Source organism: Halopseudomonas xinjiangensis, assembly GCF_900104945.1.
Lineage (GTDB): Bacteria > Pseudomonadota > Gammaproteobacteria > Pseudomonadales > Pseudomonadaceae > Halopseudomonas > Halopseudomonas xinjiangensis.
Window position 1 is genome coordinate 1,831,271 of record NZ_LT629736.1, and the last position, 20,399, is coordinate 1,851,669.

The 20,399-nt window shown below is 59.5% G+C and carries 16 protein-coding genes and 1 pseudogene; 6 read left to right on the forward strand and 11 right to left on the reverse strand.

Features of this window, described 5'->3' with window-relative positions:
- Positions 1-25: 25 nt before the first annotated feature.
- The 6 genes from BLT85_RS08365 to BLT85_RS08390 all read right to left on the reverse strand — a co-directional run bounded on the left by BLT85_RS08365 (position 26) and on the right by BLT85_RS08390 (position 7,162).
- Complete coding sequence (locus BLT85_RS08365; RefSeq protein WP_231701447.1) at positions 26-1,408, reverse strand: hypothetical protein; 1,383 nt, start codon at positions 1,406-1,408, stop codon at positions 26-28.
- A 19-nt stretch (positions 1,409-1,427) separates the two neighbouring features.
- Positions 1,428-2,804: a heavy metal sensor histidine kinase gene (locus BLT85_RS08370; protein WP_093393132.1), complete on the reverse strand. Its 1,377-nt coding sequence runs from the start codon at positions 2,802-2,804 to the stop codon at positions 1,428-1,430.
- Between the two features lie 522 nt (positions 2,805-3,326).
- On the reverse strand, positions 3,327-3,617 hold the full coding sequence (locus BLT85_RS08375) for a hypothetical protein (RefSeq protein WP_093393135.1): 291 nt from the start codon (positions 3,615-3,617) through the stop codon (positions 3,327-3,329).
- Between the two features lie 777 nt (positions 3,618-4,394).
- Positions 4,395-4,688, reverse strand: coding sequence for a hypothetical protein (locus tag BLT85_RS08380; RefSeq protein ID WP_093393138.1), 294 nt, complete (start codon positions 4,686-4,688; stop codon positions 4,395-4,397).
- 15 nt (positions 4,689-4,703) lie between these two features.
- Entirely contained in the window at positions 4,704-5,795 is a 1,092-nt protein-coding gene (locus tag BLT85_RS08385; RefSeq protein WP_093393141.1) for a DMT family transporter, read from the reverse strand.
- A complete protein-coding gene (locus BLT85_RS08390; protein ID WP_093393144.1) occupies positions 5,792-7,162 on the reverse strand; it encodes a flavin-containing monooxygenase in 1,371 nt (456 codons plus the stop codon). The genes BLT85_RS08385 and BLT85_RS08390 overlap by 4 nt, the downstream gene beginning before the upstream one ends.
- A 507-nt stretch (positions 7,163-7,669) precedes the next feature.
- On the opposite strand from BLT85_RS08390, the gene nadE reads away from it, so the two are divergent.
- The 3 genes and pseudogenes from nadE to BLT85_RS08405 all read left to right on the forward strand — a co-directional run bounded on the left by nadE (position 7,670) and on the right by BLT85_RS08405 (position 11,087).
- A complete protein-coding gene (gene nadE / locus BLT85_RS08395; RefSeq protein ID WP_093393147.1) occupies positions 7,670-8,497 on the forward strand; it encodes an ammonia-dependent NAD(+) synthetase in 828 nt (275 codons plus the stop codon).
- 209 nt (positions 8,498-8,706) lie between these two features.
- Positions 8,707-9,270, forward strand: a pseudogene (locus BLT85_RS08400) (REP-associated tyrosine transposase).
- A 182-nt stretch (positions 9,271-9,452) separates the two neighbouring features.
- Positions 9,453-11,087, forward strand: coding sequence for a BCCT family transporter (locus tag BLT85_RS08405; RefSeq protein WP_093393150.1), 1,635 nt, complete (start codon positions 9,453-9,455; stop codon positions 11,085-11,087).
- 79 nt (positions 11,088-11,166) lie between these two features.
- Here BLT85_RS08405 and BLT85_RS08410 read toward each other — a convergent pair whose 3' ends face one another.
- The gene (locus BLT85_RS08410; protein WP_093393153.1) at positions 11,167-13,359 is read right to left on the reverse strand and encodes an OsmC domain/YcaO domain-containing protein; all 2,193 of its coding nucleotides are present in this window, start codon (positions 13,357-13,359) and stop codon (positions 11,167-11,169) included.
- 157 nt (positions 13,360-13,516) lie between these two features.
- Positions 13,517-14,272: a WecB/TagA/CpsF family glycosyltransferase gene (locus BLT85_RS08415; protein ID WP_157718151.1), complete on the reverse strand. Its 756-nt coding sequence runs from the start codon at positions 14,270-14,272 to the stop codon at positions 13,517-13,519.
- Positions 14,273-14,537: 265 nt separating this feature from the next.
- Between BLT85_RS08415 and BLT85_RS08420 the strand changes: the two genes are divergently transcribed.
- Both BLT85_RS08420 and BLT85_RS08425 read left to right on the forward strand, forming a co-directional pair.
- Entirely contained in the window at positions 14,538-14,771 is a 234-nt protein-coding gene (locus BLT85_RS08420; protein ID WP_093393159.1) for a hypothetical protein, read from the forward strand.
- Between the two features lie 64 nt (positions 14,772-14,835).
- On the forward strand, positions 14,836-15,327 hold the full coding sequence (locus tag BLT85_RS08425; RefSeq protein ID WP_093393162.1) for an MBL fold metallo-hydrolase: 492 nt from the start codon (positions 14,836-14,838) through the stop codon (positions 15,325-15,327).
- Here the strand turns inward: BLT85_RS08425 and BLT85_RS08430 are convergent.
- Positions 15,276-16,160 (reverse strand): LysR family transcriptional regulator, encoded by an 885-nt coding sequence (locus tag BLT85_RS08430; protein WP_093393165.1) that lies wholly within the window; start codon positions 16,158-16,160, stop codon positions 15,276-15,278. The genes BLT85_RS08425 and BLT85_RS08430 overlap by 52 nt on opposite strands.
- Positions 16,161-16,253: 93 nt before the next feature.
- On the opposite strand from BLT85_RS08430, the gene BLT85_RS08435 reads away from it, so the two are divergent.
- Positions 16,254-18,251: an alkyl/aryl-sulfatase gene (locus BLT85_RS08435; protein ID WP_231701448.1), complete on the forward strand. Its 1,998-nt coding sequence runs from the start codon at positions 16,254-16,256 to the stop codon at positions 18,249-18,251.
- Between the two features lie 135 nt (positions 18,252-18,386).
- Here the strand turns inward: BLT85_RS08435 and BLT85_RS08440 are convergent, their stop codons facing one another.
- Positions 18,387-18,770 (reverse strand): DoxX family protein, encoded by a 384-nt coding sequence (locus BLT85_RS08440; RefSeq protein WP_093393168.1) that lies wholly within the window; start codon positions 18,768-18,770, stop codon positions 18,387-18,389.
- A gap of 134 nt (positions 18,771-18,904) precedes the next feature.
- On the reverse strand, positions 18,905-20,227 hold the full coding sequence (locus BLT85_RS08445) for a substrate-binding domain-containing protein (protein WP_093393171.1): 1,323 nt from the start codon (positions 20,225-20,227) through the stop codon (positions 18,905-18,907).
- Between the last annotated feature and the right edge of the window lie 172 nt (positions 20,228-20,399).

Sequence of the window (20,399 nt, forward strand, 5' to 3'; positions counted from 1 at the left end):
TCCGCGTCTAATTGAACCGTTTTGGTTAGCTCGCGCTGATCAAGACCGGCGCGAAGCCGCCACCGGGCGTGCGAAAGTTGGTCGTCTGGCCTTGATACAGTCGCGCCGCGGCGAGTATCAGATTCCCGCGATAGGTATACAGCCGCACATCCACCTTAAGCATTTGCCGTTCACCGTCGACCATGACAACCCGCTCCGACGGCGGAACGAAGGTCTGAGCGATATAGTCGCTATCAAGGATCTGGGCATAGGTGTTTTTGGTGAGCTTGCTGCCACGGTAGGCACCCTTGCTGCCATAACCTGCCACTGGCTTGAAGAACCAGTTCTTGCGCTGTTGCCAAAGCTCCGCCTCGTTGCCCGCATTCACCGAGACAGTGCGCGGAACACCGCGGCGAAGTAGCTCAATCTTCTCACCGCTCAAGCCCCACTCTTGCAAGCTATCGAAGTCGGACCACTCGATCAGGTTGCGTTTATCAGCGAACAAGGCATGTGTAAACGGGTTTGGCGTTACAACAGCGCTCCCATCCAGCCAGGCTGAGCGCAAGACAGCGTGCTCCGGAGCCTGCAGAGAGAAGTCCACCAGACGGTTGTAGACCAGGTCGATCTTGTTATCGTCGTGATACAACGCGCCGGCGCTCGATCTCAGTTCTGACGGCGACACGATGAGCGCATCGATTCCGGCGTTTCGGAACAGCTGCTGGGCCAAGCGAAACTCAGGATACAGGTATTGCTCGGTAGGCTGGTCATCTACGATCGCTATGCGGCGCGGCCTTCCATTGCCGCGCTGTAGAAGCCACTCACTTTCGAATTGGCTTATTACCTGCCGGTGAAAATCATCGGCCCAAGCAATCCGTGCAGCGCTGCTACAACACTGCAGTTGCGCTCGGGCCAGCGTGGCATTGAGGAAAGCACCTCCAGCATTAGTGTTGACTTCAATAAGACGGGGCCCGTCTTCGCTTAGATGAAAGTCATAGCCCATGAAAGCACCCACAGGGCCGGGATTGATCTGCGCAGTCTGCGGCGCTCGGCCGAGGACCCTCTGACGAAACCCCGGCAGAGCGGCAGCTGTCTCCAAAGCCAGGACAATCTCCATCATGCAATCCAGGTCTCGTTGAGGCACGAACACCGCTACGTCTGAAAAGAACTGGTGCCAGGTCGGGCTTGAAACCAACTGCTCTTGCGCATCGCCCAACAGGCCAGCGAGATTCAGCATCACCTTAGGCCTATCAAGGGTGGCGCAGACGCAGTGCTGGTTGAGCTTCTTCGACTTGGTCTGGAATGAGGAATCATCGGTTTTCGTCATATGCATATCCTTAATGTCGTGCGCATAGTTGCAAGCCCGACGAACTCTCCGGATTGCGCCGCTGCCAGGTGAAAAGCAGCGCGGGTGCCGAGCCGCATGGAACAAAGACCGGACCTACCCAACGTCAGCCAACAGCTATCGGCAACCTCATCTGGAAAGTCGTGACTCCATTAGCCGAGTGGCAGTCAATCGAGCCTTCGTGCGCCTCGACAATTGAGCGCGTAATGGCCATGCCGAGCCCGGCGTTCAGCGTGTTGCCCTCTCGCCTGGCCGTATCGATACGGTAAAAACGATCAAACAGCTTATCGACGTGGTCTGGCGCGATCGTTGGTCCTTGATTGCTCACTTCAAGGCGCGCCCACTCGCGAGCGTTAGAAACTTTGATGTCGACGGTCGAGCCGGGCTCGCCGTAGCGGACAGCATTGGACATCACGTTCGAGATCGCTCTGCGGAGCATCAAGTTGTCTCCCTTCACCTTTGAGGTACCAGTGCTGTGCAGCGCCAGTTTTATCTCTTTCTCATCTGCGGCGTACTCGTAATATTCCAGCACTCCTGCAGCAATCGCGCTCAGGTCGTGATCCTCAAAATCAGGAGTGATCATGCCGTTGTCGGCCTTGGCTAGAAAAAGCATGTCGTCGACCATTCGCGACATGCGACGAAGCTCCTCAAGGGTCGAAAACAAGACATCTTTGTAGTCAGCACTGTCTCTTTCCTTCAAAAGAGCAACTTCTGTCTGGGTTAGCATGCTGTTGAGCGGAGTGCGTAGCTCGTGGGCAATATCAGCTGAGAAGCTCGACAGCCTCAGAAAGGACTGATCGAGGCGCTCCAACATGGCGTTGAAGTTATCCACCAGTTCGTGAAGTTCAGATGGCACCGACTCCGTTGAAATACGTGTATCCAGACAGTTTGCGGTGATGGTTGAGGATGTTCGGGACAGGCTTGAAATCGGTTCGAGGCCTCGACGAATGAAGACAAAGCCAAGCGCGCCACTAAGTGCTGCGCTGATAATCAACGTATAGAAAAACCACCGCCGAATCATCTCAAAGAAATGGGTGCGGTGCGTGACATCCATAGCCAGGTGAATGGTGCCGCCTTCTCCGTCAGCCCATCCCTCGATCCGTTCAGTCATACCACTGTAGCGGTTGGAGCCAACCTGTATCAGCCATCGCTCGCCTTGCCTGGGGCCGAGTGAAGCCGCTAGCTCTTCAGACAAGTTGTGATGTGAATAGATGACTCTGTCCCCGGCCAAGATCGCTGCGGCGAAGCCGAATGAAGTATCGACTAACTGGTGGATATCCGAAACCATTTCAGGTTCGAGGCTGCTCCCCCGCGAGAGGAGTGATTCCAGAGCTGAAACCTTGCCCTCAAGCACTGCTGCGTCCTGTTGTTGGAAGTGCAAACGGCAGAAATAATCGAAGCTGACGGCGGCCAAGCTCAGGACTGCCGTCACGACTATCACGAATAGAAGCGCCATTCTTCCACGCAGCGACAATCTGCTCATTCCGTTCCACCTTTCGTTCAAATTAAGCTTTCGGGCTCTGCTCAACTGCGCCTATCTCCGAGCATCCGACATGCTTCTCATGGCTTCTAGCGCCGCTGCGACCCACCTAGCAGTTGCCGTTTACGAACCGAAGTCGCACCAGGGGGAAAACGTTTCATTGAGGCGACTGGCGACAAGCCTAACCCAGGTAAGGGCAACAAGGGCATGGCTTCGCCGAATCCCAACGCCGCAAGGTTTCATTAGCCAGCAGCTCTTCCGATAATAGAGCGGAACGCTAGGTAGCGTGACGGTCAAGGTATGGATGTCCGCTTCATGGCCGGAAGCAGCCGGTGTCGAACGTCCGCTTCTGGCCCGATAGCAGCCGATCAATTCACCGGATTGTAAAGTTCGGCTCTCCGACACGCCTCGGTGTACTTGTGTTCGCTTCTGTAGCAGCTGTGGTTGCGCCCGTTCTTGACTGTCTTTTTATAGCGTCGACATTCGATGCTGCCATCCTTGAAGAGAAAGCAATCGGACTTGCTCTCATTCACCGTTGCGGCGCGCGCGTGCGAACACGGAGCCGATGGCACCGAACACACAAGCGAGGGGAATCAGGTATTGGCCGCCGAAAGCGAAGGTTCGCAGCAGCTGGCCGGCGACGATGCCGCCCATGTCGTTAGGCGTCACCGCACGAGGAACTGGCACGGGGCTGTTGGCGATCGGGTTGAGGATCAGCCAGGCGATAAGGCCTATCGACAGGCTTGCCCACCAGGGCAAACGGGCGAGGGTCGTTACGAAGTCTTCAAAGGGAGTCGTGCGTCTACTACGGGCCATCCATAGGCTCCTTGCGTCACCGGCTTCACTGCCATGCACGGACATTAACCCGCTCCAGCTGTAGCGGTAAAGTCCGGCTATCGGCCTGTTTGCGAAAATGTCGTTCATCGCCGCTGAGCCGCCCCGGTCTCGCTGCCGCGCTCAACGCCAGCCCACTCCAGACAATAGAAAACGCCCCGGGGCATCGCTGCCTTCGGGGCGCCGTTCCCCTCCGTTATTAGTGACCGCTGGCGTGGTCTACCGCCTCCTCGGTTTGGAAGATCTTGCTGTCGGCTTCGCCGTTGACGTGGAGGATGCCCACCAGCCCTTTCTCGGCACGAGACAGCGCTCAACCTCAGGCTACGACCGGCAGGCTGGGGTCACCTTTGACCAGAATCGATTCGACGGGCGTGGCGTATGTTCAGAGGAGTGGTTGATTGTCGCAAGCACAGCGTGGGCTGAAACGAGTGTGGATGTGCCGGAGACGCCGTGAGTGACCTGATTGGAGCATCGACCAGGCTGAAGCGGTATAAGCGCTGCGATCAGGACCGAGCTACGAGAAGCGAGGCTTTCCGGAGCTTGAACTAACTGCCCCTGCCCCGCCTATCCCGATAGCCCAAACGCCACCTGACGGTGGCGTTCTTTTGCGGTTTAAAGCTTGGTCACGAAGGTTCGCGCCTGATACAGCGCAGAGCCGCTGAGCACGATGATGACCGCGACGGCGACGATATCAGCCCCGGGAAAACCCCAGAAATCAGACATGGATGTCTCCTTGTTGGTGAGTGGTAGCGCTCGCGGTCAGGCGAGCGCAGTATCGCGCATGCGCTGACGACCGAAGTCGTTGAGGCGGAACTTGAACAACACCCGGCCCTTGCCGAAATACGCCTCATCGTCGAGCTTCTCTTCGACGCTCTCGATGATGCCGCTGGAGAAAAGGTCCGTCAGCGTGACGCGGGTATTGCCGCGCCAGTAGGGGCCGCTGAGGGCGAACTCCTTCATCAGCGCGTCAGTGACCTGCCAGTCCCAGATGCCGCTATCCTGCGTGGCATTGATGAGCTGGAGGATGCGGCCCTTCATATGCAATCTATTCATGAGTTGCTCCAGTGGTCACGAGTTGGCCGCATTGGCGGTGGCGCCAGTCGGCTTGCTATCGGTCTTCACGGCGCGCACGACTTCCAGCACCTCGTCGTTCTCCGTGTACATGACGAATCCGCCGGTCACGAACAGGGCAAGACCCGCCAGGAAGTTCCACTCAGGAAAATCGAGGGTGAACGCGGTGAGGAAGATCACCGCGAACAGCCCGTACAAGGCGGCGATGGCTTGTCCGCGCCCTACCCCGATTAGCGGGAAGGACTTGTACCAGGAGACGTAACAGAAGGCGAAGGTCACCCCAGCCAGCGTCAGCCAGCCCATGGCTGCCCAGTTGAACGTTGCCGCGACCAGTTCCACCACCGGTTGATCGGTGAACAGAAAGATCGCCGGCAGGATCAGCGCTACCCAATACAGCACTTCGGCGGTAAAACGCACGGTGATGCCAACATCCGGGTCAGCCACATCCAGCCCACGGCCAGCGATAGCACCTTCCACACCCCAGCCCAACGCTGCCATGGCGCCACCGAGATAACCCAGCCAGCCAGCGTCGCCGGTACCGGTCAGCTCGCCGATGATGCCGGGCGCATACACGGTCACACCGCCAGCCAGGATGATGAAGATACCCAGCGCGGCGCGCCGGGTGATCTTTTCCTGATACCAGAGCCTGGCGAGCGTGGCACCGATGATTGGATACATCAGCGCCGATATGGCCGCAAAGGCCCCACCGATGTAGCCCATCGCCAGATACGAGCCAAAGATCGCCATCGGGCCACCGAAGATCGCACCGATGAAGAACCACTTGGAGATGTGGCGCATCTGCTTGATGGTGCGAACGTACTCGCCCCACTTGCCGAGCACCCCGTTCCAGACGAACAGGAAGAACAGCACGGCGATGGCATTGAACGTCGTCAGTACGGCCGCGGCCAGCAGAAACTCGGCGTTGGTGTCGTAGCTCAGATCGACGTAGGGCGCCTCGAACCAGACTGCCGAGCCTGGCACATACCAGGCGCCCCACAGCACGGCGCACCACAGGGCCCACATGAACCCCCAGCGGATGCTGCTGGAGGTGAAACGCGCACGCGCCTGACTCAGGCTCGGCTGACTCATGCGCGTTCCTTGGCTGGCTGGGATTTGCCTTCGGCAAGGAAAGCTTCCAGCGAATCGTCCATCGCATCCATCCAGGGCGTATGGTGCACCGGCGCCAGCGTGCCGGTCAGCGTCGAGCGGTAGCTCTTGTTGCGATAACCGAGGATGTCCGCTTCCTTGTGGTGCTCCCACTGCTTGAAGATCTCGGCAACGGCGGTCACGTCGAACTCCGGGTAGTCGGTTGGCTCAAGCAGATCGAGTATGTACGCTGCCTGGAAATCGATCGCCTCGAACGGATCGGCCACTTGCTCCTCGCGGGCTACCCATTCGCGGGTATCGGCCTCCATGGCCTCAGCCGACGGCAGCTCGATGCGTCCTAGCATCAGGTCCCGGGCATACCAGGCCTGGGCATCGAACATGTTGAAGGTGTAGTACTGATCCTGCATGCCGAGGAACATCAGCTTGGGATTGGCCAGGGACACGATGCCCTTGTACAAGCCTTCCGGGTATAGGCGGTTGTGCGTGGTCAGCGTCAGCTCGTCCGGCAGGAACGGGAAGTGATGCTGATACCCCGTGCACAGGATGATCGCGTCGATCTCCTTGCTGGTGCCATCCTTGAAATGCGCGGTCTTGCCGACCACTTCGGTGAGCAACGGCACTTCGGCGAAGGACTCCGGCCAGTCGAAGCCCATGGGCTTGGAACGGTAGCTGAAGGTTACCGACCGGGCGCCGTACTTGTGGCACTGGGTACCGATGTCTTCGGCGGAGTAACTACTGCCGATCAGCAGCAGATCCTTGCCCTCGAACTCACGCGCATCGCGGAAGTCGTGGGCATGCAGCACGCGGCCGGGAAAACGCTCAAGGCCTTCGAAATACGGCGCGTTGGGCGTAGAGAAATGGCCGGTGGCGACGATTACATGATCGAACTCTTCGGTGCTGAGCTCGTCCTGTTTCAGATCGCGCACGGTGACTGCGAATTTGCCGGTCGCCTCGTCATGGGCTACCCAGTGCACCGCCGTGTTGAAGCGGATGTACTGACGCACGTTGCTCTTGGCGACACGCCCCATGATGTAGTCACGCAGCACGGCGCGCGGCGGGTAGGACGGGATCGGCCGGCCGAAGTGTTCTTCGAAGCTATAGTCGGCGAACTCGAGGCATTCCTTCGGGCCGTTCGACCAGAGATAGCGATACATGCTGCCGTGGACCGGCTCGCCGTAGGCATCGAGCCCGGTGCGCCAGGTGTAGTTCCACAGACCGCCCCAGTCGCTCTGCTTTTCATAGCAGACGATTTCGGGAATGTCGGCACCGTTTCGGCGGGCTGCTTCGAAAGCACGTAGTTGGGCCAGGCCGCTCGGGCCGGCGCCTAGAATGGCAACTCTAAAGCTCATAATGACTCCTGTTTACAGGCGATACATCGCGCGCCGGGCGAGAGCGGCCCACGCGGCGATTAAAAGCGGATGAGCGCTCAGCTTGAACCGGCAACGGTCCAGCCATGAGGCTCCGCAGTGAGGCGCATTGATGTCGGATAAACCGATGGCGCAAATTGATGAAGGCAGCGTCTGTCGGGTGAAACAGACGGCCAGGGGCGGACAGGCCGCCGAGCTGACATGCTAGTAATCGAAGATACGCCGGAGGGAAGCGCTCGAACTGTCCAGGCAGAAGAAAATTACCTGGTAACTCACATGCAGGAGCGGCACCTTAACACATTTGGACTCATCACGTTTTCGGTGCTGGCATACTGTCTGGATTGCGAGTGAGTCATAGCGCGTTCACCAGAGCCGCTCGCCGGCCGGATTGGTGCTGGCAAGGATGCCGGTTGGCTATTGGCGACCGCACTAACCTCGCCTATGGTGTCGAAGACGTTAATTACTGAGCACAGCATTAAGGAGACCCGCATGAACACCGCATCGAGCCGTAGCTCTGAAATCCGCAGCGCACTGCAAGTGAACCCCGACCTCAAGGGGTCTGCTGAAATCAAGCAGGAGATCGAGCGGCGTATCGAGTTCATCAAGAACACCCTTCGCAGCTCCCGCACCCGCGCGCTGGTGCTGGGGATCAGCGGCGGGGTTGATTCAACGACTGGGGGCAAGCTGTGTCAGATGGCTGTCGAGTCCCTACGTCAGGAGGGTTACGATGCCTCCTTCTATGCGATGCGCCTTCCATATGGCGTGCAGATGGATGAGCACGATGCGCAAGCGGCACTGGACTTCATCAAGCCGGATCAGGTCCGCACCGTCGACATCAAGGGCGCAGTCGATGCGCTGATGCAGGATTTTGCCAGCGAACAAGCGGACGCCGCCAAGCGCGATTTCGTCAAAGGCAACGTCAAGGCACGCACGCGGATGGTCGCGCAATATACGTTGGCCAACTTCGTCAACGGTCTGGTTGTCGGTACCGATCATGCTGCCGAAGCGGTGATGGGCTTTTTCACCAAGTTCGGCGACGGCGCCTGTGACCTCGCCCCGCTCACCGGATTGGTGAAGGATCAGGTGCGGAGTATCGCTGCAGAGTTGAATGCTCCAGCGGACCTGGTCAAGAAGGTACCTACCGCTGATCTCGAAGAGCTGGAACCCGGCCGGCCGGATGAGGACGCCCACGGCGTGGCCTATGAGCAGATCGACGCGTTTTTGCTGGGTGAGCCCGTTGATGAAGACGCCGCGCGCAAGATCGTCAAGCAATACGATGCGACGGAGCACAAGCGGCAGTTGCCGGCGGCTCCGTGAGTGACTTGGCTCGGATCGGTGGGTAACGCTTCGCGGGTTCCCACCCTACGGTAGGCCAGCCCGGGGTTCATGTAGGGTGGACAACGCGAAGCTTGTGCACCAAGCGGCACCGTAAACCACACCCAAGCGGAAGCGAGCGCGGGTTTACGTAGGGTGGACAACGCAAAGCTTGTCCACCGAAAGAATCAACCACTCAAGGATGAGTCAGCATGCCGAACTACCGCCGCGCCCGTGTCCCGGGCGCGACCTATTTCTTCACCGTCAATCTGCGCAACCGCACGAGCGATCTGCTGGTGCGCGAGGTCGCCCTGCTCCGGGAGTGTGTCCGCGCCACGCGAGCTCGCCATCCGTTTCATATCGACGCCTGAGTTGTGCTTCCCGAGCATATGCACTGCATGTGGACGATGCCCGTGGGCGACGCCGACTTCGCGCTGCGCTGGAAGATCATCAAGTTTGCCTTTTCCCGTCGCCTCCCAACCACCGAACGGCTTACCCCGACGCAGCAGCGGCGCGGTGAACGTGGAATCTGGCAGCGGCGCTATTGGGAACATCTGATTCGGGATGAGCGGGACTACCAGCGTCACTTCGATTACATCCATTACAACCCGCTGAAACACGGGCACGTTCAGCTGCTGGCAGACTGGCCCTGGTCGAGCTTTCATGGGGCGGTGGCGATGGGTGTGTATCCGGGTGGGAAGTGTCCCGATTCGGAGGTGGATGGGGAATACGGGGAGTTGGTGGAAAACGCTACGCGGTTTTCCACCCTACGGTAGCGAGCGCGGGATTTACGTAGGGTGGACGACGCGAAGCTTGTCCACCGGTCGTATTCGCCTGCCACGCTCATGCGGGGGATAAGGCTTTGCCGTTATCCACCCTACGTAGGATGGAAGCTCGGGTTTTTGGACTGCCGCCCTCACTTTGCTAGGCTAAACGGTCCAGAAAAAAAGGGGTGTGCATGGCATTCAAGCAGTCTGGTTCCGGCATTTTCAAAGGGATGAATTCCCGCGTCACGATATGGGCGACCGGCCTGATCGTGTCCTTTCTGGCGGTTGGCAGCCTGTTTACCGCACAGTTGGCCCAGACACTTGACGAAGCACGTGGTGTGCTCGACCCGTTTCTGGAGTGGTACTACGTATTCGTCTTTGCTTTTTTGCTGTTTTACATGATCTGGCTGGGCATTGGTCGCTATAAGAACGTGCGCCTGGGTCGGAATGATGAGCAGCCGGAATTCACGTTTTTCTCTTGGATTGCCATGCTGTTTGCCGCCGGTACTGGCGTCGGCATTCTGTTTTGGGCGGTGGCACAGCCGATTTTGCAGTTTGAAAACAATCCCTTCGTCAGCGACGACCTGTCCCCGGAAGCTGCACGGGTTGCAATGAGCCTCACGTACTTTCACTGGGGTTTGAATGGTTGGGCGATCTTCGCCTTCGTTGCGCTGACGCTGGCCTTTTTCGCGTACCGCCGGAGTCAGCCGCTTACCATACGATCCGGCCTGATCCCGCTGCTCGGCTGCCGCACCCGAGGCTGGATGGGTGACGCCGTGGACGTGCTGGCGACCTTCGCGACCGTGTTCGGTATCGCCACGACGCTGGGGCTTGGCGTGCAGCAGATGAATGCGGGGCTGAGTGAAGTGTTCGGCTTCGAGCAGACCGTCGCCATCCAATCCGCTGTCGCGGTGGTCATCATGGGTATCGCTACCGTCTCCGTGGTGTCCGGGTTGCAACGCGGCGTGCGGGCGCTCTCCCGGCTCAATTTCTGGCTGAGCATTGCGATTGCTCTGGCGGTGCTGTTTTTTGGCCCCACCCAATATCTGTTCGCCATTACCCTCGAGTCCACCGGGCATTACGTGCAGAACCTGTTGCAGTTGACTTTGTATACGCACGCCTCGTATGACAGCGACTGGCAGTCGGAATGGACAGTCTTTTTCTGGGGCTGGTGGCTAGCCTGGTCACCTTTCGTGGGGATGTTCATTGCGCGCATATCCAGAGGTCGTACCTTCCGCGAGTTCGTCATGGGCGTGTTGCTGGTGCCCACCGCCATTACCATCGTCTGGATTGGACTGTTCGGTGGCACTGCGCTTTATCAGGAGCTGTTCGGTAACGGTGGCATCATTGCTGCGGTGAACGCGGACGAAGCGCGCGCCCTGTTTGTAACGATGAAGACGCTGGCGCCCGATCCGGTCGGACTGGTGATCTCCGCGGCGCTGATCGTTCTGATCGCGACCTATCTGATTACCTCTGCCAACGCTGGCACGCTGGTGATCAACACTATCCTGTCGGGTGGTTACGACGACCCACCTACACTGCACCGCATTCTCTGGGGAATCATCCTGACGCTGATGACCGTCGTGCTGTTGATGGCTGGCGGGCTCGAAGCATTACAGTCTGCGGTCATCATGGCTGCCTTGCCGTTCTCGGTAATCATCCTGGCGATGGCCGTCGGCCTGACTCGTGCATTGCGCAACGAAAACTACGCAGCCCGCCAAGGCGATCGAGCCGAACCACCGCGCGAGCCGTGGCCTGAGGTGGACGATGCAGGGAGCCGTGGTACCGAGGTAACGGAAGATCAAAAGCATAAGGAAAAGGCATAACCCCACGTTGCGCGTGTAGGGTGGACAACGCGAAGCTTGTCCACCGAGCGGAATCCCCACCGCGCGTATGCGCTCGGGCTCACGCGGATTTGGCGCGGGCTGCGTGGAGCTTTTTGTAGCTGTCGATCAGACGCTGATGCCGGTCGAGCCCTTCCAGTTGCATGCTGGTGGGCGTCAGGCCGTGGAAGCGCACTTTGCCATTTACTGAGCCGATCGCAGCGTCCATGCGCTCGTTGCCGAACATGCGGCGGAAGTTGACTTCAAAGTCAGTCCGCTCGAGTTCGTCATCCATCTGCACCTCCAACACCACATTCAACGCCTGATAGAACAAACCGCGCTCGACGGTGTTGTCGTTGAATTGCAGGAAGGTTTCGACCAGCTCTTTGGCCTCGTCATACTGCTTCAGCGCGAGGTACACCAGCAGCTTGAGCTCAAGAATGGTCAGCTTGCCCCAAACCGTGTTCTCGTCGAACTCGATACCGATCAGGGTCGGGATGTCGGTGTAATCGTCCAGTTCGCTCTCTTCCAGGCGCTCGACCAACGCTTGCAGGCTGTCATCGTCGAGGCTGTGCAGATTGAGGACGTCCTCGCGGAAATACAGCGCCTTGTTGGTGTTGTCCCAGATCAGATCTTCCACCGGATACACCTCCGAATACCCCGGCACCAGGATGCGGCAGGCGGTTGCGCCCAGGTCGCCGTACACGGCCATGTAAGCTTGCTTGCCCATGCCTTCGAGGATGTCAAACAGCGTCGCTGCTTCCTCGGCGTTGGAGCTCTCGCCCTGACTGGAAAAGTCCCACTCGACGAATCCGTAGTCTGCCTTGGCGCTGAAAAAGCGCCACGACACCACGCCGCTGGAATCGATGAAATGCTCGACGAAGTTGTTCGGCTCCATCACGGCCTGGCTTTCGAAGGTCGGCTGCGGCAGGTCGTTGAGGCCCTCGAAGCTGCGGCCCTGTAGCAGTTCGGTCAGGCTGCGTTCCAGTGCAACCTCGAAGTTCGGGTGCGCGCCGAAGGAAGCAAACACCCCGCCGGTACGCGGATTCATCAGGGTGACGCACATGACCGGGTATTCGCCACCCAGTGATGCATCCTTCACCAGCACCGGAAATCCCTGCTCTTCCAGACCCTGAATGCCGGCCAAGATGCCCGGGTATTTAGCCAACACCTCCTGCGGCACATCAGGCAATGCAATTTCGCCTTCGAGGATCTCGCGTTTCACCGCACGCTCGAAGATTTCCGACAGGCACTGCACCTGCGCTTCGGCGAGTGTGTTGCCGGCGCTCATGCCGTTACTGAGGAATAGGTTTTCGATCAGGTTCGATGGGAAGTACACCACCTCGCCGTCTGACTGGCGCACGAAGGGCAGCGAGCAGATGCCGCGCTGCTCATTGCCGGAATTGGTGTCGATCAGGTGCGAGCCACGCAGCTCACCGTCGGGGTTGTAGATCGCGAGACAATAGTCATCGAGAATCTCCTTCGGCAGCGCATCCCGACGGCCGGGTTTGAACCAGCGCTCGTTCGGATAATGCACAAAAGGCGCGTTGGCGATGTCCTCGCCCCAAAACTGGTCGTTGTAGAAGAAGTTGCAGCTGATCCGCTCGATGAACTCGCCCAGCGCCGAGGCCAACGCAGCTTCCTTGGTCGCGCCCTTGCCGTTGGTAAAGCACATCGGCGACTGCGCATCGCGAATATGCAGCGACCAGACGTTCGGCACGATATTGCGCCAGGAGGCGATCTCGATTTTCATGCCCAGGTTCGCGAGAATGCCCGACATGTTGGCAATGGTCTGCTCAAGGGGCAGGTCCTTGCCGAGTACCCGGGTCTGCTCTCCTGCCTCAGCGATGGGCATCAGCAACGCCTGCGCGTCGGCAGCCAGATTCTCGACTTCCTCGATCACGAAATCAGGCCCGGTCTGCACCGCCTTTTTGACCGTGCAGCGCTCGATGGAGCGCAAAATGCCCTGGCGGTCCTTGGCGGAGATATCAGCTGGCAACTCGACCTGAATCTTGAACGTCTGCTTGTAGCGGTTTTCCGGGTCGACGATGTTGTTCTGCGACAGGCGAATGTTGTCGGTCGGGATATTGCGCGTGTTGCAGTACAGCTTTACGAAGTACGCCGCGCACAGCGCGGATGACGCCAGAAAGTAGTCGAACGGACCCGGTGCCGAGCCGTCGCCCTTGTAGCGGATGGGCTGGTCAGCGACCACCGTGAAATCATCAAACTTGGCTTCGAGCCGAAGGTTGTCGAGAAAGTTGACCTTGATTTCCATGGGGGCACCAGAATGACGAGCGAGAAGAAAGGCCCGCCATTATCCGGCTTTTGCGCTGGAAGTCATGTGTTGGCTATCGGCGCATCCGCGATTGAAACGGGTGGCATAGCCGGCTCCTTCGCATCAGGTGCGCTGGAGCCGTCCAGAGCCCCGAGAGTCAATCGTGCGGTGCGGTCGTCGGCTCAGACGCGGTCGCCTCGGCTCTGCTCGCCCAGTATTGGCGCGCAGCGATCGGCGCGAAACGCAGCAGCTCGGTAACCGAGCAATCCAGTGAGCGGGCAGACGAATGCAGGCGATCGAGCTTCAGCGTTTGCACCCAGGCAGGCGCCGGCTCTTCTTCTTCGACCAGTCGCTCCAGTGCATTGCCTACACAAAGCCCCACGCCTTCAATGCTTCCGCGATCCCGCGTCTGCATTGCGAGCAGTTCCTGGGCAGGATACGGCAGGCTGAACAGGGCAATGGGAGCCGGATGCTCGGAGATGAACTTCAGGCAGGCCTCCAGTACGTCCCGATTGTGCATGTGGGGGATCGGTGGATAGTGATGATTCAGCGTCACCGTCGGATAGCGCCGGCGCAACATTCGGACGATGCGCGGCTCGCAGCCGATAATGGTCACCGGCCAATCATGCTGCGCAGCTTTTTCGAGAAAGGTTTCGGCCAGGTCCCGCATCGGTATGACCTCGGGTAGCTCGCGCTTGCAGAGTTTGAAGACAGGAGCCAGCGCGGCGCTTTCACAAACGCAGTGGCTTGCTTTCGCATAAGCCTGCTGCAATTCAGCGTGCTGGTTCAGGCATACCAGCTGGCTCAGATTCGCGGGCAAAACATAGCTGAATCGTGCTCCGAAAGCCGCTTCGATTTCTTCCACCAAACGCTGCTGCGATTCTTTATAGAACTCTACGTTGAACGCTCTCACTGCAACTCCCTGGTCAATTCGAAAGACCGAACCAATCGGGGCGTACCCCGTTGTAATATCGACGAAATCTCCTGACCCTTAGTTCCGGATTGACATCATTCAACGAGCCCTGTCGAGGCGAACTGTGCGCCAGCGCACAGTTTTCCGATGGCAAAGAAACGAGTTGCTAGACCGTTCGGCGGAGAAGTCCACGAAAACGCCGTGCGCCACGACGAACGGTCGGGAAACAGGTGAACTGCCTTGTCGAGCCTCGGTCAGACCCGTCATGCAAACCTACTTTTATCTTTTAGATCAGAATGTTGTGCTCGAACCCGCTCGAGAGGTCCTGCCTGGGCTGTGGGTTGGCAAACATTCAGGAACGGCGCTCGAGCATCTGGCTCGCGAGCACCGCGCGCTGGTTCTGGTCGATCAGAAAGAACTTCGTGAGCTCAGTGGCGCGGCGGTGAGCCAACGGCTGATGGAGCGCCGCGACACGGCACCGACCCGCCTGGCTTCCTGACGGCGGTATACAGCACCCAGCCGGCTCACTCTTCGTTCTGCATTCAGCCACGAGAGCCCATCCAATGCGCCGTGTCCTGAAACGTAATCTGCTTCCCTTTCTGCTTCTTACGGCTGCCCTGCCCTACGCATTTGCCGATACGCAATACGACATCGAGCAAATGAAGGACAACGTGTACCGTTTTACCGCCGGCCAGTATCGCTCGGTGTTCATGGTGACCGATGCGGGCCTTTTCGCGACCGATCCCATCGACGCTGACGCCGCGACCTGGCTACGCAAGGAACTGGACAAACGTTTCGACCGCGTACCGATCCGCTATGTCGCCTACAGTCACAATCACGTCGATCACACCTACGGTGGGCGCGGGACGAATACAAGGACCTTGCGATGTATGAGGAGTGGCTGCCGCTTAACATCGAAGGGGTTTACCGCGCGCTCAACGACCAATCCTACTTCGATATGCGCAGCGATATCTGACCAGCTGGCCAATACGTTTACGCCCGGTCAGGCTTCCCGGATCTTCTCGCACAGCGCCTGCGCAGCGGGTGATAGCTGACGCCCCTGGCGGCTGACGAGACCGTATGCAGAATGGTGTCGCACTTTCGCCGACAGGCTCTTAAGTTCCACCAGCCGTCCAGCCTCAAGTGCATCACTTACCACGTCCCGGGGGGCCATGCAGACGGCGTCGCTATGCTCGACCAGCATCGCGAGCAGAGTGAAGTTGTCGCACGACACGCTCAGCGCGTGGTCGCGGCCGATGTCCTGCCGAATACCCCGAGCGACCGCGTCGGGGAGGTGCGTGCCGGCCAGAGGAAATCCGCTGATGCTTTCGAAAGTCACCTCATCACGCCGGCATAGTGGATGACCCGGTCGACAGACTGCGATGACCGTATGCACCGGTAGCGGCTCCACGCTCAGCTGCGGATCGTCGCGAAGCTCGCGAATATCCGCAACGAAAAGCTCGATGTCTTCATCCAGCAGGCGCTGGTGCAGCGCTTCCCAACTTTCCACCACCACCTCGACCTGCAGCTTCGGGTAATCGCCGAGCAACCGGGCCAGCGCGCGCGGGACCAGCGCCGCGGCTGGAAAGGGTCCTGCGCCGATCCGGATCTCTCCCGCCTCAAGATTGTCGACCTGCCTGACCGCCTGCTCCAGCGACTTGCTCGCCGCCAGCACCCGCAGCGCGTGCGAATGCAAGGTGCGACCCTGAGCAGTCAGGCTCACGCTGCGTGTATGACGGTTGACCAGCACGCATCCGAGGTTGGCTTCCAGCGCCTGAATGCTGCGACTGAGGGCTGGCTGGCTGAGATGCGCCGCACTCGCAGCACGGGCAAAGTTGCCGTGCTCGACCAGCGCTACAAAGTGCCTGAATTGACGAAGATCATACATGCGCACACCGCATCGTTTGTTGCCCGGGATTGCATTGGATTTATGAATATACCCTTGGCAGAGTGGGTCGACCAATAACAAGGGAAGCAATCCATGCCCAAGTCATCCTCCCCAAGCTTCGCCCAGGGTCTCACTCAAGGCCTCGCCCTGCTCAGCCTGACGCTGCCGCTGTCGCTGATGGCCGCACCGAATCCTGCCACCGAGGCCACGACCAAGGCGAACGATGCCGTACTGGACAGCCTCGATTTCAGCGACAAGCAATCCTTCGACGACGCACGCCGGGGGTTCATCGCGGAATTGCCTAACGCCGAGGTACTGAACGAGGACGGCAAGCCGGCCTGGTCTGCCCGCCCCTACGCTTTCCTCAAAGACGAAGAAGCGCCAGCGACGGTCAACCCGAGCCTGTGGCGCCAGGCCAGACTGAACTCGATTCACGGCCTGTTCGAAGCGGCAGACGGCATCTACCAGGTCCGCGGCATGGATCTGTCGAACATGACCATCGTCGAAGGCGACGATGGTTTGATCATCATTGACCCGCTGCTGACGCCCGGCACTGCCAAGGCGGGCCTTGCGCTGTACCGCAAGCATCGCTCCGACAAGCCGGTGGTTGCGGTGATCTACACCCACTCCCATGCCGACCATTTCGCCGGCGTGAAAGGCGTGATCAGTCAGGATGACGTCGATCAGGGCCGCGTGAAGGTCTATGCGCCAGACGGCTTTCTGGAAAACGCCGTCAGCGAGAACGTGATCGCTGGCAACGCCATGACCCGCCGCGCCGCCTATATGTACGGCGTCGCGTTGCCCATCGACCCTCGCGGCTACGTCGACACCGGCTTGGGCAAAGGACTGTCGCAGGGTGCTCGGACCCTGATCGCACCTACCGATGTCATCACCGAGAACGGCACGCGCGAGATCGCCGGGGTGCCGATCGAGTTCCATCTCGCTCCGGGCAGTGAAGCGCCCGCCGAAATGATGATGTACTTCCCTGAGCAACGTGTGTTCAACACGGCCGAAGTCACCTCTCAGCACATGCACAACGTGTACACGCTGCGCGGCACCGAGATTCGCGATGCCAGCCTGTGGTCGCGCTACATCGATGAGGTACTGGAAGACTACGGTGACCGCACCGACGTGCTCATCGCCCAGCACCACTGGCCCGTCTGGGGCACCGAAGAGAGCAAACATTTCCTCGGCGTTCAGCGTGATCTGTACAAGCATATTCACGACCAGAGCGTACGTTTGATGAACCACGGTTACCGCCCCGGCGAAATTGCCGAGAACATCACGCTGCCAGCCAGCCTGGCGAAGGAGTGGTCTGCCCGCGACTATTACGGCACCCTGCGCCACAACTCACGCGCCGTATACCAGAAGTACCTGGGCTGGTACGACGCCAACCCGGCCAACCTGAACCCGCCGACGGCAGTGGACGAAGCACGCAAGTCGATCGAGTACATGGGAGGCATCAATCAGGTCATCGAACGGGCCCGCCAGGATTATGCCGAGGGTAACTACCGCTGGGTGGCGACGGTCATGAGCAAGGCGGTGTTCGCCGAGCCGAAGAATCAGGAAGCGCGCAATCTGGCTGCCGACGCCATGGAGCAACTCGGCTATCAGGCCGAATCCGGCCCTTGGCGTGACGTGTATCTGTCTGCTGCTCAGGATCTGCGCGGTAGCGCCAAACCAGCGACCGGCACCAGCACGGGTAATGAAGACATGCTGCAAGGCCTGACTACTGGAATGGTATTCGACCTGTTCGGCGTGCGCCTCAACGGGCCGAAGGCCGAGGGCAAGCACATCGTCCTGAACTGGGCGTTTACCGACACCAACGAGCGCATCCGCACCAACCTGGAGAACGCCACCCTAACCTGGCTGCCGGACCGCCAGTCGGCCGATGCAGCAGCCACCGTCTTCCTTACCCGCAGCACGTTGAACGACATACTGCTCCGCAAGATCACCTTCCCCGAAGCGGTCAAAGGCGGGGAGATCACCGTGGATGGTGATCAGGCCAAGCTGTTCGAGCTGCTCGGTCTGCTGGATCAATTCAAGCCGGACTTCCCGCTAATCGAACCACGCGATACCGCGCAGCGCTAAAAACGAAACGGGGCCCATAGGCCCCGTTCTTGTCTGTAGGAGCGGGCATGACCGCGAAGCAGAATGCACGGACTTCGTACCGGCTCACACTCCGCTATTCGCGCCCAGGTGCGCTCCTACGTTGGAAAACTCCGCTTACTTTTTCCGCTCATCCACACTCAATGCGCCCGGCCCTACTGCGGCCAGGAACAACAACCCGCCGATCATCGAAATCTCTTTCCAGAAGCTGTTCCATTCCCCTTCCACCCAGAACGGGTGGAAGATGAACGCCGTACCCAAGGTGAACAGCACCAGCAACAGCGCCGCGATCCGCGTCTGGAAGCCGATGATGACGGCCAGCCCGGCGAACAGCTTGATGGCGAATCCGATCCATACCGCGAACGCCGGCAGGCCCTTCGAGGCGGCGTAATCGACCGGCACGTCTCCGGTGAGGAGAGCAAAGCCGCCGATGAAATAGATCAGAACAAGGAGCGTACGCCCGAGGGCCATAAGGTATTTGTTGTGCAGTGATTCAAGCATCGTGTGTCTGCCTTGGTTGATTTGCCATCACTTCAAAGCGTAGCGGTGCTGCTGGGGCCGTCAACATTTCGTTCGGCCCACCTTTCCAGGCAGACCAGGCCCCACCACCACGACGTCAAGCCGACCTGATGCGGTCAGCGGCGGACCCAGATCTCCACTCGACCATTGCGCTGGGCGCCGGCATCTCCGCCCGCCGAACCGACGGGCATGTAATGGCCGTAGCCGGTATGCCCCGCCACAATGGTCCCAAGCTCGCGCAGCGCCTTGCTGGCAGAACGTGCCCGCAGCTCGGAGACCATCTGGGCGCGCAGCTCATCGCTTCGCTTGTCCGCAAAGCCAATCAACATGAGATCGCGGCCGGTCTTGCCGGTTTGCTCGAGGTACGCCTGAACACGCAGCAAGTCCCGGTTTGCCTTGTTGTCGAGTTTGGTATGGCCTTCGGCAAAACGGATGTTCACCGACAAGCGCTGGTAGCGCTCGGTCAGGCGCTTGAAGGTATCCGGGACGCCAGCGTCGTACATCGGGTCAACCGCGAAGGGGTTTTGCGAGAAGAAGCCGGATTTCGCCACGATGTCCTGCCCTGCCTGGCTCTGAGCGTACTCAATGAACGCCTGGGCCAGGGGTTGGCCGGTCGCCCCCGGCGTGTATAGATACAGCCGGCGCGACAACGGATAGTCCTCGGTCGCCACCGACAGCTTGCTGGGTTTCAGCGCCGGAGCATCGCCGTCGGCGATCGCCAGTAGCTTGCTGTTGCCCGCCGAGGCGAAACCGGCAAAGCCGATGCCCGCCGGATCCCGGCTGACGTCCTTGGACAATTCATCATTGGACTCGTAGCGCAGGGCTTCGCCGGTCAGCGTGTACCTGCCTGCCAGAACCAGCTCCTTGAAGGTATCCCAGGTCCCTGATTGGTCGTCCCGGGCATAGACCTGAATTAGCCGATCAGGGCCGCTGACAGCTGACCAGTTGGTGATCTCCCCAGCAAAGATTCTGGCCAGCGTTTCAATGCTGAGCTGAGCGACCGGATTGGACGGATGAACCAGAATCGCCAGACCATCGATGGCTATGACGTGCTCGCTACTGGGTTCGGTCATGTCGGCCCGGCTTTTCATGGCCTCGATTTCGTTAGTCTTGACGCGTCGTGAGGCAGCCCAGATGTCGGCCTGGCTGGCAGCCATCGAGGTGAACCCGGTGCTGGTGCCATGCGCGGCAACCAGCACCGTCAGTGGCTCGCCAGCCCGCGTGGTGCCGAGCACGGCCTCGTTGGCGTTGCCCGTAGCACTAACGGTGACGGGCTCGCCGGTAAGCTGCTCGAGGAAGCCGGTCATCAACATGGGCGCCAGCGCGGCGCCAATGGTGTTCGAGCCATGAATCTCCAGATCATGGGCGGAGACCAGGCTGGGTAGAAAAAACAGGGTGAACAACAGGTGGCGGCGTAGCCGGCGGCAGACTGGATGCATCGGTCGTCTCACTGAATCGGACAGTCAGGTTTCGGGCCCGCTAGCGTGCGACAGGAAGATGTCATTCAAATTACAAAAGAGTTACCAAGTGGCGCTTGGCCTCTATGCGATGGTGGTTTGTGAACCCGTTGGCATCTGAGCAGCTTCGCAGAACATCGACCGCGACCGAGCG

Excerpts from the sequence above, each read along its gene's own strand:
- BLT85_RS08405 (WP_093393150.1), top strand. The coding sequence starts at position 9,453 with ATGGCATTCAAGCAGTCTGGTTCCGGCATTTTCAAAGGGATGAATTCC.
- nadE (WP_093393147.1), top strand. The coding sequence starts at position 7,670 with ATGAACACCGCATCGAGCCGTAGCTCTGAAATCCGCAGCGCACTGCAA.
- BLT85_RS08380 (WP_093393138.1), bottom strand. The coding sequence starts at position 4,688 with ATGAATAGATTGCATATGAAGGGCCGCATCCTCCAGCTCATCAATGCC.
- BLT85_RS08385 (WP_093393141.1), bottom strand. The coding sequence starts at position 5,795 with ATGAGTCAGCCGAGCCTGAGTCAGGCGCGTGCGCGTTTCACCTCCAGC.
- BLT85_RS08430 (WP_093393165.1), bottom strand. The coding sequence starts at position 16,160 with ATGTATGATCTTCGTCAATTCAGGCACTTTGTAGCGCTGGTCGAGCAC.
- BLT85_RS08370 (WP_093393132.1), bottom strand. The coding sequence starts at position 2,804 with ATGAGCAGATTGTCGCTGCGTGGAAGAATGGCGCTTCTATTCGTGATA.
- BLT85_RS08375 (WP_093393135.1), bottom strand. The coding sequence starts at position 3,617 with ATGGCCCGTAGTAGACGCACGACTCCCTTTGAAGACTTCGTAACGACC.
- BLT85_RS08445 (WP_093393171.1), bottom strand. The coding sequence starts at position 20,227 with ATGCATCCAGTCTGCCGCCGGCTACGCCGCCACCTGTTGTTCACCCTG.
- BLT85_RS08420 (WP_093393159.1), top strand. The coding sequence starts at position 14,538 with ATGCAAACCTACTTTTATCTTTTAGATCAGAATGTTGTGCTCGAACCC.
- BLT85_RS08390 (WP_093393144.1), bottom strand. The coding sequence starts at position 7,162 with ATGAGCTTTAGAGTTGCCATTCTAGGCGCCGGCCCGAGCGGCCTGGCC.
- BLT85_RS08440 (WP_093393168.1), bottom strand. The coding sequence starts at position 18,770 with ATGCTTGAATCACTGCACAACAAATACCTTATGGCCCTCGGGCGTACG.
- BLT85_RS08435 (WP_231701448.1), top strand. The coding sequence starts at position 16,254 with ATGCCCAAGTCATCCTCCCCAAGCTTCGCCCAGGGTCTCACTCAAGGC.
- BLT85_RS08410 (WP_093393153.1), bottom strand. The coding sequence starts at position 13,359 with ATGGAAATCAAGGTCAACTTTCTCGACAACCTTCGGCTCGAAGCCAAG.
- BLT85_RS08425 (WP_093393162.1), top strand. The coding sequence starts at position 14,836 with ATGCGCCGTGTCCTGAAACGTAATCTGCTTCCCTTTCTGCTTCTTACG.